Genomic DNA, 13,973 nt, shown 5'->3' on the forward strand with positions numbered 1-13,973 from the left:
CTTCTCGCTGATCTCGTTGACCCTCGCCGGGTCATGGTTTTTCTTCGGTGACACCGTAGTCATTATCGGTGAAACTCCCTCTCAATCAGAGCCTCACACACAAACTTCCTGACACCCTCCCAAAACCTGATTGGCAATGATCGGGAACGCGCCAACAACTCGATACAGCGGGCAGCCGTTGGCGTCTGTCTTTTGTTCATCAGTGCGCTTGCCATCCTTGTATTCATAGGCAGGGGTTTGGCTCAGCGAGTCGCGCAAGCACACCAGGTCGTACTTACCAGGAAAACTCAATGAGTAGACGCTCATTGCGCTACCTCCTTTCGCTAGGGGTCGTCTTATCCCCTCGAATCGAGAGCTCGACTCAGAATCGAGGGATTCAGGCGACCCAATTTGTCTTGTAGCTCCCGCGTTCAGCGATCAAACATCATCATGGGAGGCTGCTCTTCAGCAACAAATTCGACGCTATCCGGCCAAAATAGATTTGAACAGGAACCACAATCCTCGGGCACACAGGTACGCGCATGCCTTAAGGCACCCCCTATACTTCCAATGTAGAGTGATTTACGACACAGGAGATTGTTATGCCTAAAAAACACCGTGATGGAATCCGCCTACTCACCCAACAAGGTCTCACCGAAGCCCAAGCCAAACGCGAGATCAAAGAGAGCAATGAGGACTGGGCCTGGATACAGACCTGGTTCCATAAAAAAATCGAAAACATGACACGACCAGGCGCTATAGATAACTACGTTAGTTCGCTCCGCAACAGCCGCAGCATCACTAAAACGACACTCAAAGTCGACATCAGCACAGAGCTTTACAATCTGATCAACCTTTTATCTTGCAACTGGCCCACAACACATAAATCAGCGGTACTGACGAAGCAAAAAATCGTTGAGCTACTCCTTACTCACTACCTCACCGACCACACAGACGAGGCCATTGACGTTCTCACACGACACCTAGAGCAGATCGACAACTGGCACAAGGCAACCCGAGCGCATCAATCCGGGTATAGAACACCCGAGGACGATCGAGAAAAACCACTCGGTTCAGAATACGACCGTCCAGAATAAAATGTCCGATAATGGATACTATGTTCGGCTCCCCTATTCCCCCAGAATACAGCCACACACCACGGACTACACCCCGAAACACCCCACTGCACCACCTAATGCACCACCTCACTACACCACATGCGGCAGCATGGTGCGACTAGTACACAGCACTACACCACTACCATTGCACACATGGACGACCGCCTCAACCAATTACTCACCATCGCTGAAGCAGCTAGGCTCACCGGCGTCGCCAAACCACCATCACCCCGCGCGAAAGGACGCGGAGAATTCCCCCGAGCCCAGCAAAAACAAGGAACCTGGTACATCCCCATCGGCGACCTCATTACCAGCGGACGACTCGACACCATCACCCACAACCCCCGAAACCCGCACCAGTGCAACCAGCGCACAAGACCACCAAAATCTAGTGCACGCACTAGAACTAGAAAAACAACGCGCACACTACGCCGAACAACAACTGCACCAGGCTCAGCAACTCATCCAAGCCAAACAAGACACCATCGAAGCACTCAAAACAACTATCCACGCACTAGAAATCACCCCACAAAAACAACTCACCGTCCAAGAAGTAACCCCCCGACCCCGAAACCGAGCCCAAGAACCCACCAACAACAGGCACAGCCCCCTACAACGCCTCAGCCAATGGCTCGAAAAATGAAGATTCTCAGCTCAATACCCTCTACGTAAAGCAGTGCCCCCCAACAACAGTCGGGGGCACTGCTTTACGTAGGAAATACGCGCAAGACTTTAGTTACGCTTGGTTTCCCTAGCCTCGTCAATTAACGTGCTCTTGTTTTCAACAGGTTTACTACGGAAGATAGCCCGAACTACATATGCAACCAGGATTATGGGAATCAAGGATGCTATTAAGCTCGCGATAACAACCATTATCTTTCACCTGATCCTTCCAATGATTTAGATTGATCAGTCTACTTCTTAATCGTGATACACGCCTTATTGGACCATTCTCCGTCAACCTTAGAGCGGCCGCATACTTGCGACTGATCTTTAAGATCGCGCTTTATATTGAACCAAGCCCAAGAAGCGCCGATGGAACATTCAGTCTTAGACGACTCAGTTTTGTGCTGGCCATTTGTTTCCACATAGTCGACCTCATGCTCGACTCCACAAATATTTTGCTTATAGTCGATTCCTCGTGCGTAGGAAACACCGATCCGATCCACAAAGGTGGATTTTCCGTGTACCTCTACGTTGGTGAATGCTGCACCGCCACCAGGAGCAAGAGCAAAATTAGTAGCAGAGTACGGCTGTGGCGCCAGTCTAGAACCCGCCTTCGAAGAAGAGCTAGGAAATGTAGCTTTAGCGGTTTTCGTCCATTCTTTTTCCCCGGCAGGAGATCCTGTTATATCTGCCTCACTCGCATTAGCAATGCCACTATGCACAACGGACAGGGCCAATAGCGTTGGGATGGCTAGCCGCCAAGCCTTCATCTACATTCCTCCACGTCTCTTATAAAACTGTCGGCAAATACATAGACTATCTGCCTACGCTTTGTCGACTAGGGTCATTCGCAGGTTGAAAAAGTTAAGACTGAGTCTACCACGGCGTCTACATGACGCAACAAGTGCTGACTCCGCGTGTATCTGTGAGGAGGAACACACGTGACCCGCACTATCGTCGTCGGGGCCGGCATGACGGGCCTCGCCACCGCGTGGCACCTACAGGAGTACGGACATGAGGTGGAGGTGCTGGAACGCATCGATGTCGCCGCCGGCTCTTCTTGGGGCAACGCTGGATGGCTCGCACCAGGAAAAACGATCCCCCTGGCCAACTCGAGCTTGTGGGCGTACGGGCCCACAGCGCTCTTTGACAAGCACGCCGCTCTTGATGTGCCTGTGCGCATCGACCCGAAGCTGTGGCGCTTCTGCGCCAACTTCATGGCGCACGCCACCGGCCGCGCCTGGGACAAGACGATGGCGGGCCTGACCAAGGCGGACCTTAGCGCACTCGCGGCTTTCGACGAGCTCGAGGCAGGCGGCGTGAAGGCCACGACCCACGAGGGCCCGTTCATCATCGGCTTCGAGAACGAGAAGAAGGCCGGCGGCTTCCTCAAGGAGGTCGAAGGCGCGCAGCGCCACGGCCAGGAGATCCCGTTCGAGCAGATCACGCTTGACGACGCCCGCACGGACGCTCCAATGCTCACCGACAAGGTGGGCGCGACCTACCGCATGGGCGGCCAACGCTTCATCGAGCCGGGCCCCTACTGCCAGGCCATCGCGGACTCCATCGTGGAACGCGGCGGCAAGGTAACCACTGGCGTGGAGGTCGTTGAGGTCAGCTCCACCCGCAAGCCGGCTGTGAAGCTGGCCACCGGCGAGTGGCTGCACGCCGACAATGTGGCGCTGGCTACTGGCGCGTGGCTGCCGAAGCTGGCGAAAGACCTCGGCGTGACCACGCTGATCCAGGCAGGCCGCGGCTACTCCTTCTCTGTGGAGACCGCCGAGCCGGCAACGTGCCCGGTGTATTTGCCGGACCCGAAGATCGCCTGCACCCCGTACCAAGGCCGTTTCCGTATCGCCGGCACCATGGAGTTCCGTGGCCCGGACGAGCCGTTCCAGCCGGGCCGCGTCGCGTCCATGATCCACGCCACCAAGCCGTTCTTCCGAGGCATCGACTGGGAGGACCGCCAGGACGAGTGGGTCGGCTCCCGTCCGGTGACCCCGGACGGCCTGCCCCTGGTGGGTGCGACCAAGGTGCCCAACGTCTACACCAACGGCGGTCACGGCATGTGGGGCATTATCCTCGGCCCGCTGTCCGGCAAGATGCTGGCAAAGCAGATTGAGACCGGCGAGGTGGATGAGACCATCGCACCGTTCGACCCGCTGCGCGGTCCCTTCGGCGGTCTCTAACCCCCTCCCCCTAGCCCCGGAAACCTGTGTTTTCCGGGGCTTTTTCGTGCGCGCGAGGATTCTTTTGCAAATCAGGGGCCTGTATTCAGGTTTTACATTAGCTTGTGAGATGTCACATCGTTCTGTTTTAGTGGTAAGGAACACACATGCCGAAATTGCACACCAACCAGCTCCCGCCAGAAAACAGCGCTGAACTCGACAATGCCGTGGAAGCAGCCGTCGCCCGGGCGTACCACTGGATGGAAGCTACCGCTGACGCGGATGCAGATGATGCCCAGACACAACAGCTCGCAGAAATGCTTCGCGACGACAACGGGGTCCGCTTCACCATGGACTTCGTCGACCGCGTCATGCGCCCTGAGGACAACCGGGTAGCGGCGAACGCACTGCGTGCCATCACCAGGGGCGTCGACGCATCGTTCCTCGGTCGCATCAATGCCCTGCTCGTCGGAACCGGCGCCTTCGTCGGCCCGTTCTTGCCCTTCGTGGTCGTCCCCGCGGCTCGCATGCGCCTGCGCCAGCTGGTGGGCCATCTCGTGCTCGACGCTGAGTCAGACGCGCTGAACAACCTGCTCGACAACGCGCAAAAGCGCGGCGAGCAGCTCAACCTCAATTTGCTGGGCGAGGCAGTACTCGGCGAGAAGGAAGCAACGGACCGTGCAGAGCGCACCCTGAACCTGATCAAGAATCCTCGCGTGACTTACGTCTCCGTCAAGGCTTCCTCGATGGTCTCCCAGCTCAACCACTGGGACTACGACGAGTGCGTGCGCCTGGTCAAGGACCGTATCCGCCCGCTGTACCGCGCCGCGCGGGACCGTAGCCCCCAGGTGTTCATCAACATGGACATGGAGGAGTACCACGATCTCCACCTCACGCTTGACGTGTTCACCCAGCTGCTCAGCGAGGACGAGTTCAAGGACTACCAGGGCGGCATCGTGCTGCAGGCGTACCTGCCCGACACGCTCGGCGCCCTGGAGTACCTGGCGGACTTCGCGCAGAAGCGCGTGGCCGACGGCGGCGCCAAGATCAAGATCCGCCTGGTCAAGGGCGCGAACCTGTCCATGGAGCGACATCACGCGGAGGTCGAGGGCTGGGCGCAGGCACCGTATCTGACCAAGGACGAGGTGGACGCGAACTACTACCGCCTGCTCGATTTCATCGTACGCCCCGAGTACGCCGACAGCCTCTCCATCGGCATCGCCTCGCACAACCTGTTCACCTCCGCGCTCGCCTACGAGCTGGCGCAGCAACGCGGTGTGGCCAGCATGCTCGACTCGGAGATGCTGCAGGGCATGTCGCCGGCGCAGCAGCAGATCGTGCGCGAGGCTTACGGCCGCCAGATCCTCTACACCCCGGTCGTGCGCAAAGACGACTTTGACGTGGCGGTGAGCTACCTCGTGCGCCGTCTCGAAGAAAACGCCGCACCGCAGAACTTCTTGCACGCCCTGTTCGCGCCCAAGACCGATAAGCGGGACCCGATTAAGGAGCAGGAGGAGGTCTTCCGCTGGGCGGTGGACAACCGCTGGGGCGTGCGCAACGGTCCAAATCGGGACCAGGACCGCACCAACGAGACCGGGCGCCAGGTCTCCGCGGAGTCGGCCACCACCGGCCGCTTCTTCAACGAGCCGGACACGGACCCGGCGCTTGAAGCCAACCGCGCGTGGGCAATCGAGCACCTGACAAACCCGCCGGCTGTAGACACCGGCGAGGAGATCACTGACCCAACCGTCATCGCCGACCACATCTCCCGCGCCCAGGAAACCCAGAAGGCCTGGGGCGCGCTTTCCGCGCACGAGCGCGCCGACATCCTCGACGCCATCGGCGACGAGATCGCGCGCCGCCGCGGCGACTTCGTCGCGGTCGCCGCACACGAGGCCGGCAAGACGGTGGACCAGTCCGACCCGGAGATCTCCGAGGCGATCGATTTCTGCACCTACTACGCCGACAGCGCCCGCCACCTGGACGAGATCGCCGCGGACTTCGAGCCGAACACACTCACCGTCGTTGTGCCGCCGTGGAATTTCCCGGTAGCCATCCCCACCGGTGGGGTGATGGCGGCGCTGGCCGCAGGCTCCGCCGTGATCCTCAAGCCGGCTCCGCAGGTGACGCAGTGCGCCAAGCTCATCGCGGATTGCATCCAGGCGGTGTTCGCGGACAAGGGCATCAACGCCGACACTGTGCAGTACGTGCGCGCGGACGAGGGTGAGGCCGGCAAGGCATTGCTTACCGACGATGCCGTGGACGCCATCATCCTCACCGGCGCCTCCGAAACCGCGCAACTGTTCAAGTCCTGGAACCCGAAGCTCAACGTCATGGCGGAAACCTCCGGCAAAAACGCCATCATCATCACCCCGTCCGCCGACCCGGACCTCGCGGTCAACGACCTGTACCTGTCGGCGTTCGGCCACTCTGGCCAGAAGTGTTCCGCGGCCTCGCTGGCCATCCTCGTCGGCTCCGCCGGCGAGTCCGACCGGTTGATCAACCAGCTGCTCGACGCAGCCTCCACCCTCGTGGTGGGCCCGGGCACCGACCTGTCCACCACCATGAACGGCCTGATCGAAGCCCCAGGCGAGAAGCTCGAGCGTGGCCTGACCACCCTGGAGCCGGGCGAGAAATGGCTGCTGAAGCCGCGCAAGCTCGACGACGAGGGCAAGTTCTGGTCCCCCGGCATCCGCGACGGCGTGCAGCCCGGCTCTTGGTACCACCAGAACGAGTGCTTCGGCCCGGTGCTGGGCATCATGCACGCCAAGGACTTGGACGAAGCGATCGAGTGGCAAAACTCCACCGGCTACGGCCTGACCGCAGGCATCCACACCCTCGATGGCGAGGAGATCACCACGTGGCTCGACCGCGTCGAGGCCGGCAACGTCTACGTCAACCGCGGCATCACCGGCGCGATCGTGCAGCGCCAGCCGTTCGGCGGTTGGAAGAAGTCCTCCGTGGGCCCCGGCGCGAAGGCGGGCGGGCCGAACTACGTCGCGCAGATGGGCACGTGGCGGGAGCGGGCGGAGCTGGCGCCGTCGTTAGGCGTGAGCATCTCGGCGAAGGTGCAGGAGCTTCTCGACGCTTTCCGTGCCAACGTCAGCGACGAGGACTTCGGGTGGCTTTCCCGCGCCGCCGAGTACGACCAGCGCGCGTGGGATAGCGAGTTCGGCCGCGGCCACGACCACTCCGGATTGCGCTCCGAGGCCAACATCTTCCGCTACCGCAGCACCCTGGAGCCGGTGGTGGTCTACGTCGGCGAGGGCTACCAGCTGCGCGAGGTGTACCGCCAGCTGCTCGCCGCCGCGATCACCGGAACCGAGGTGCGCGTGGTCGCCCCGGATGCGATTGCGCGTGAGCTCGAGGCAGCCGATGTGGCCGTCGACACACACGCCGTCACCGGCACGCCTGACCGCATCCGCGTGGTCGGAAGCGCGTCCGAGGAGCTCTACGGCGACGTCGCCACGGCGGTGTTCGACGGGCCCGTGCTCATCGACGGGCGCCGCGAGCTCCTTCCCTACCTGCTGGAGCAGGCCGTATCCGCGACGCTGCACCGCTTCGGCGTGATCCACGATCCGGCTGGCATCCGGAACTAATACCCCCGTCCACCTAGACACACAGGGAGCACCCTGGGCTCTCGCTTCACGCGATAAACCAGACCTCAGCGCAAAACCAGACCTCAAGCGCGGGCGCGACCTGGGGTTTTGCAGGTGCGTTCGGCTTGAGATCTGGTTTCACTCGCTTCACGACGAAACCTCCGGCAGCCCCCGCTTCGTGCGGGTTCTTGCCGGAGGTCGTGCCGTCGTCAAGCGTAAATGCTTAGCGGGCGTCCTCGATGGTGATTGCCTGGGCCACAGCCTGGACAACGCCGGCGACCTTGACGGCCTCCCAGACCTGCTCCTTGGTCACACCCTCCTCGCGGACGGTGTTGGCGTGCGCCACGGCGCAGTGCTCGCAGCCGTTGATGGTGGAAACAGCGAGCGACCACAGCTCGAAATCGGCCTTTTCCACGCCCGGCTTCGAGATGATGTTCATGCGCAGGCCGAACTTCACGTTGGCGTAATCGTCGCCGAGCCAGCCCTTGGCGCGGTAGGCGACGTTGTTCATCGCCATGACGGTGGCGGCGCCGTACGCGGCCTCCACAGCCTCCTCGGAGAGGTGCTCCTTGGCTTCCTCAGCGATCTCTGCGATGACCTTCGCGTTGCGGGTCGCTGCCGCGGAGGCGAGCAGGGTACCCCAGAGCTGCTGCTCGCTGAGCTCGGTGGAGCGGGTCAGCGAACCGAGGTTGAGCTTCTGGTCCTTCGCGTACTCGGGTAGTGCGCCGCGCAGGTTCTCAATCGACATCATGTTCTCCTTTGCCGGACGGGTTTAACTGAAAAAGGGTTTACTTCAGGGACTCCTGGACCACGGCCATCTTGTCGATGTTCTTGGTCGGGTCGTTCTTCTGCCAATCGCAGGCGCAGACCTCTTCGGACTGCAGCGCGTCGAGCACACGCAGGACCTCGTCGACGTTGCGGCCGACAGCGTCCGGGGTGACGGAGACGAACTGGATGATGCCGTCCGGGTCGATGATGAAGGTCGCGCGGTCGCAGACGCCGTCAGCGTTCTCGACGCCGAGCGCGCGGATCAGGTCGTGGCGAACGTCAGCGAACATCGGGAACGGGATGTCCAGCAGGTCCTCGTGGGTCGCACGCCAGTTGAAGTGGGAGTACTCGTTGTCGGTGGAGCCGCCGAGCACCTGGGTGTCGCGGTCCTCGAACTCCTCGTTGAGCTTGCCGAATGCGGCGATCTCGGTCGGGCAGACGAAGGTGAAGTCCTTCGGGTAGAAGAAGACGATCTTCCACTTGCCCTCGTACTTGTCCAGCGACACGTTCTCGAAGTAGTCGTCCGGGGAAGACGCGTTAGCTTCCTTCAGGTTGCCGCCCTTCAGCGCGACAAGGTCGAACTCCGGGAAACGCTCTCCAACGGTCATGATCGGCATAGAAATTCCTCCAAAGAAACTGGTCATAGGTGTTTTTCAACGGACAGCAACCAGTATGACACAGAACGCGCCCGCTTTCAACGTAAAAACCTATGAACTTCGTGTAGGTTCATAGGCATGGCTAATCGAGAGTATAAACCGACGCTCGCTCAGATCCGGACGTTTGTCACCGTCGCCGAGCAAAAGCACTTCGTCTCCGCAGCGAACAAGCTCGGCATCTCACAGCCGTCACTGTCGCAGGCGCTCGCCGCCTTGGAGGCCGGCCTGGGCATCCAACTCATCGAGCGCTCCACCCGGCGCGTCATCGTCACCCCCACCGGCGAGGAGCTCCTCCCCTATGCGAAGGCGACGCTGGAAGCTGCCGACGCGTTCGTGGCGCAATCCCGCGGCGCCCTCGGAGCGCTGGCCGGGCCGCTGAACATCGGCGTAATCCCCACCATCGCCCCGTACATCCTGCCGACGCTGCTGAAGCTCATCGAGGAGGAGTACCCGGACTTAGAGCCGCGCATTGTGGAAAACCAGACCGAAGAGCTGCTGCAGCGGCTTCGCGACGGCCAGATCGACGTCGCCGTACTCGCCACCCCAACCGGCGCCACCGGGGTGTCGGAGATCCCGCTGTACGACGAAACCTTCGCCGTCATCACCACACCCGACCACCCATTGGCCGGCAGAGGAGACCTCGATCTGAACGCGCTGCACGACCTCGATCTGCTGTTGCTGGACGACGGGCACTGCCTACGCGATCAAATCGTGGAGCTGTGCAAGATCGCGGAGGTCAACCGCTCCCCCGGCGCACAGTCAGCCACCCGCGCGGCGTCGCTGACCACGGTGGTGCAGCTGGTGGTGGCCGGGCTCGGCTCCACGTTGGTGCCCGTCTCCGCACTGTCCACCGAGTGCGCACGCCCAGGCATCGCCGTGGCCGCGTTCGGCCCCGGGGTGGATGCGAAGCGCACCGTCGGGCTTGCCATGCGGGCGTCATCGCGGCGCCGACCGGAGTTCGAGCAGCTCGGCGAGTTGGTCACCCGCGCCTTCGAGGAAGCGACGGAATCGAGCCGTAAGCTGCTGCCGCGCTAGACTCACGCTCTGGTTATGAATGAGCACGCATCCCCTACCTCACCTCCCACGAAGCCGCAGCTGTATAAGGCGCTCGACGGCGTCCCGATCGCTGACGTGCGCAGGTTCCGCCGGCGCCTGAAGAAGGCCAACTCGCCCGAAGCCCTGGCGGCGATTGGCGCGGACGTGGACAAGGCGGCAGCTGCCGTCGCTAAGCGTGATGCCCTCATCCCCGAGATCACCTACCCGGAGCACCTGCCGGTGTCCGCGCGGCGCGAGGACATCATGGAGCTGGTGCGCGACAACCAGGTCGTGGTGATCGCGGGCGAGACCGGCTCCGGCAAAACCACCCAGATCCCGAAGATGCTGCTGGAGCTGGGCCGCGGCCGCCGAGGCCTGATCGGGCACACACAGCCGCGCAGGCTCGCCGCACGCACCGTGGCGGAGCGCATCGCCGACGAGCTGGGCCAGGACATCGGCGAGTCCGTCGGCTACGCTATCCGCTTCGACGACCGGGTCTCCGAATCCACGGCGGTGAAGCTGATGACGGACGGCATCCTGCTCGCGGAGATGCAGCGCGACCGGTTCCTCAACGCCTACGACACGATCATCATCGACGAGGCGCACGAGCGCTCGCTGAACATCGACTTCCTGCTCGGATACTTGAAGCGGCTGCTGCCGAAGCGCCCAGATCTGAAGGTGATCGTCACCTCCGCAACCATCGACCCGGAAGCGTTTGCGAAGCACTTTGCCGACGCCGAGGGCAACCCAGCCCCCATCATCGAGGTCTCTGGGCGCACCTACCCGGTGGAGATCCGCTACCGCCCGCTGGTGGAGCAGGTGCAGGCAAAAGACGGCTCCGTAAAGGAGATCGACACCGACATGATCGACGGTGTGGTCGACGCCTGCAAGGAGCTCATGGGCGAAGGCAAGGGCGACATCTTGTGCTTCTTCGCTTCCGAGCGCGACATCCGCGACTGCATGGAGGCCATTGAAAAGCAGCACTGGCGCGGCGTGGAGGTCGTGCCTTTGTTCGGCCGCCTATCCAACGCGGAGCAGCACCGGGTGTTCTCCCCGCACTCCGGTCGGCGCATCGTGTTGTCCACCAACATCGCGGAGACCTCGCTGACGGTGCCGGGGATCCACTACGTGGTGGACACCGGCCTGGCGCGCATTTCGCGCTATTCCACGCGCACCAAGGTGCAGCGCCTGCCCATCGAGGAGATCTCCCAGGCCTCCGCCAACCAGCGCTCCGGACGCTCCGGCCGTATCGCCGACGGTGTGGCCATCCGCCTGTACTCCGAGGACAACTTCGAGGCGCGCCCCGAGTTCACCGACCCGGAGATCCTGCGCACCAACCTGGCCTCCGTGGTGCTGCAGATGATCTCCCTGCGCCTCGGCGACATCAACGACTTCCCCTTCATCCAGCCGCCGGATAAGAAGGCCGTGCGCGACGGCCTGCTGCTCCTGCACGAGCTCGGCGCGATCTCGGACAAGGAACGCGACGGCGCACCCGTGCTCACCGCGGTGGGGCGCGACATCGCGCGCATCCCGGTGGACCCGAAGATGGCGCGCATGCTGGTGGAGGCCAACCGACTCGGCGTGCTCGACGACGTCACCGTGATCGTGGCCAGCATGACCATCCAGGACGTGCGCGAGCGCCCTCTGGAATACCAGGCCCAGGCCGACCAGGCCCACGCCCGGTTCAAGGACGCGACATCGGACTTCCTGTCCTCGCTCAAGCTGTGGGACTACATCGGCGACTCGCGCGACGAGCTATCCGGCAACGCCTTCCGCAAGCGCATGAAGCGCGAGTTTTTGCACTACATGCGCATCCGCGAATGGTTCGACCTGGTGCGCCAGCTTCGCGACGTGGAGCGCCAGCTGGGCTGGTCCCGAGCCGAGAACGTCGCCGGCGAGCGCGACGCCGACGCGATCCACAAGTCGCTGCTCACGGGCCTGTTGTCCAACATCGGCGCCCGAGACGGCAACTCGAAGGAGTTCCAGGGTGCGCGCGGGACGCGGTTCTTGGTCTTCCCCGGGTCGTCGCTAAGCAAAAAGCCCCCGGAGTTCCTCATGGCCGCCGAGCTGGTGGAGACCTCGCGCCTGTGGGCGCGCGACGTGGCAAAGATCGAGCCCGCCTGGGTGGAGGCTGCCGCGGGCGAGCTGATGAAGCACAGCTACTCCGAGCCTGTGTGGTCGCGGAAGCGCTCGGCCGCGATGGTGCACCAAAAGTCCATGCTCTACGGCGTGACCATCGTGCGCGACCGGCTTGTGCCTTACCACCGCGTGGATGCCGAGGGCGCGCGCAACATGTTTATTCGCCACGCCCTGCTCGAGGGCGACTGGAACCGCCACCACCACTTCATCGACCACAACGAAGCCCTACTCGCCGAAGCCGCTGAGGTGGAGGAAAAGGTGCGCCGCCGCGGATTGGTGGTGGACGAGGACACCCTGTTCGAGTTCTACGACTCGCGCTTGCCGCAAAGTGTCACCACCGCCCGCCACTTCGACTCCTGGTGGAAGAAGAAGCGGGCCGAGAACAAGCACTACTTGGACTTTGACCCAGCCGCGCTTCTCGACGACGAAGGCGTGGACTCCTCCGCCGCCGCCTTCCCCGAGGTGTGGCGCCAGGGCTCCATCGACTACGCGTTGCGCTACAAGTTCGAGCCGGGCGATCCTTTCGACGGCGTGACCGTGGACGTGCCGGTGCCGCTTTTGGCCAATTTGCGGCCGGACGGCTTCGACTGGCTGGTGCCGGGGCTGCGCTCGGAGCTTGCCTCGGAGTACATCCGCACGCTGCCGAAGGCGCTTCGCAAGACCGTGGTGCCGGCGCCAGACTTCGCCGAGCGCGCCCTCGACGCGATCCGCGCACAGCAAGCCGCCGACGGCGTCAGCGAGCGCGAGCTGCGGGAAACACCGTTTGCCGAGGCACTCGCGGAGGCGCTTCGAAGCGTCGGCGGGCGCGGCATCAACGGTGCCGACTTCAACCCTTCTGCGCTGCCCGAGCATCTGAAAGTGACCTTCGCCGGGATTGACCGCCGCGGCAAAGTGGTCGACCACGACACGGACCTCGGTGCGTTGAAGCGCCGCCAGGCCGGCAAGATCAAGTCCTCCGTGTCCAAGGCCGGACGCACATCTGAATCGGATGCGGTGGCGAAGTGGACCACCGACTCCCTCGGCGCGGTGCCGGAGACGGTGACCACCACTATCGACGGCAACGAGGTCGACGCCTACCCGGCACTCGAAGCCACCAAGGATGGTGTGAAGGTCACCGTGCATCCGACGAAGGCCGCCGCGGACGCCTCGATGGTCACCGCGACGCTGACGATGCTCTTGCGGGAGATCACGGTCAACGCCGGGCAGATGACCAAGGGGCTGCCGCTGCGGCAGAAGGTGGCGGTGGACCGCTACCCGCACGGCGGCGCCGACGGGCTTGTGGAGGACGCCCGCGTCGCTGTGATCCGCGACCTGATGTTCTCCTCCGGCGGGCCGGTGCGCTCCCCCGAGGAGTTCGACGCGCTGGTGGGCGAAATCCGGCCCCAGGTCGCAGGAGGTGTGCGCCGTGTAGTGGTCACGTTGGCGCCGGCGCTCGCGGAGTACGCGAACATTGCAGCGGAGCTGCGGCAGTGGGAAGGCCCAGCTATCGACGACATGACGTCGCAGCTGCAGTTCTTCCTGCCGAAGCACGCGGTGACTGTCCACGGCATCGGCCACTTGCAGCATTTGCCCCGCTACATCGACGCGATGCGGATCCGGTTGGAGGACATGCGCCTAGATCCGGACCGCGACGCCGACCGGCAGTCCGTGATTGATTCGGTGAAGGCTTACTTGGCGCAGCGTATGAAGTCCTTGCCTGCGGGCCGGACAAAGACCAAGGCCTACAAGGACATCTTGTGGCTGATTGAGGAGCTGCGGGTGAGCCTGTTTGCGCAGCGGCTGGGCACGCCGAGACCGGTGAGCCAGCGTCGCATTGAGAAGAAGATTGACGCGCTGCGTTAGCGC

At 62.7% G+C, this 13,973-nt stretch carries 9 protein-coding genes; 5 read left to right on the top strand and 4 right to left on the bottom strand.

Features of this window, described 5'->3' with window-relative positions; translation table 11 throughout:
• Positions 1 to 93 precede the first annotated feature (93 nt).
• Positions 94 to 306: a hypothetical protein gene (locus MHX64_RS06680; protein ID WP_239357358.1), complete on the bottom strand. Its 213-nt coding sequence runs from the start codon at positions 304 to 306 to the stop codon at positions 94 to 96.
• Positions 307 to 581: 275 nt separating this feature from the next.
• Between MHX64_RS06680 and MHX64_RS06685 the strand changes: the two genes are divergently transcribed.
• Complete coding sequence (locus MHX64_RS06685; RefSeq protein WP_063936823.1) at positions 582 to 1,076, top strand: hypothetical protein; 495 nt, start codon at positions 582 to 584, stop codon at positions 1,074 to 1,076.
• A 935-nt stretch (positions 1,077 to 2,011) separates the two neighbouring features.
• Here MHX64_RS06685 and MHX64_RS06690 read toward each other — a convergent pair.
• Positions 2,012 to 2,533, bottom strand: coding sequence for a hypothetical protein (locus MHX64_RS06690; RefSeq protein ID WP_239357359.1), 522 nt, complete (start codon positions 2,531 to 2,533; stop codon positions 2,012 to 2,014).
• Between the two features lie 171 nt (positions 2,534 to 2,704).
• On the opposite strand from MHX64_RS06690, the gene MHX64_RS06695 reads away from it, so the two are divergent.
• Both MHX64_RS06695 and MHX64_RS06700 read left to right on the top strand, forming a co-directional pair.
• On the top strand, positions 2,705 to 3,952 hold the full coding sequence (locus MHX64_RS06695) for an NAD(P)/FAD-dependent oxidoreductase (protein ID WP_370642130.1): 1,248 nt from the start codon (positions 2,705 to 2,707) through the stop codon (positions 3,950 to 3,952).
• Positions 3,953 to 4,098: 146 nt separating this feature from the next.
• Complete coding sequence (locus tag MHX64_RS06700) at positions 4,099 to 7,530, top strand: proline dehydrogenase family protein (protein ID WP_239357360.1); 3,432 nt, start codon at positions 4,099 to 4,101, stop codon at positions 7,528 to 7,530.
• A gap of 223 nt (positions 7,531 to 7,753) precedes the next feature.
• Here the strand turns inward: MHX64_RS06700 and MHX64_RS06705 are convergent, their stop codons facing one another.
• On the bottom strand, positions 7,754 to 8,278 hold the full coding sequence (locus MHX64_RS06705) for a carboxymuconolactone decarboxylase family protein (RefSeq protein ID WP_181888572.1): 525 nt from the start codon (positions 8,276 to 8,278) through the stop codon (positions 7,754 to 7,756).
• A gap of 40 nt (positions 8,279 to 8,318) precedes the next feature.
• On the bottom strand, positions 8,319 to 8,915 hold the full coding sequence (locus MHX64_RS06710) for a peroxiredoxin (RefSeq protein ID WP_194559401.1): 597 nt from the start codon (positions 8,913 to 8,915) through the stop codon (positions 8,319 to 8,321).
• A gap of 117 nt (positions 8,916 to 9,032) precedes the next feature.
• On the opposite strand from MHX64_RS06710, the gene MHX64_RS06715 reads away from it, so the two are divergent.
• Together MHX64_RS06715 and hrpA are read left to right on the top strand one after the other, a co-directional pair.
• Positions 9,033 to 9,989, top strand: a complete 957-nt coding sequence (locus MHX64_RS06715; RefSeq protein ID WP_239357361.1) for a hydrogen peroxide-inducible genes activator — start codon at positions 9,033 to 9,035, stop codon at positions 9,987 to 9,989.
• A gap of 15 nt (positions 9,990 to 10,004) precedes the next feature.
• Entirely contained in the window at positions 10,005 to 13,970 is a 3,966-nt protein-coding gene (hrpA, locus tag MHX64_RS06720; RefSeq protein ID WP_239357362.1) for an ATP-dependent RNA helicase HrpA, read from the top strand.
• Positions 13,971 to 13,973 lie beyond the last annotated feature (3 nt).

Origin of the sequence: Corynebacterium sp. ACRPZ (assembly GCF_022346205.1) — a bacterium.
Lineage (GTDB): Bacteria > Actinomycetota > Actinomycetes > Mycobacteriales > Mycobacteriaceae > Corynebacterium > Corynebacterium lehmanniae.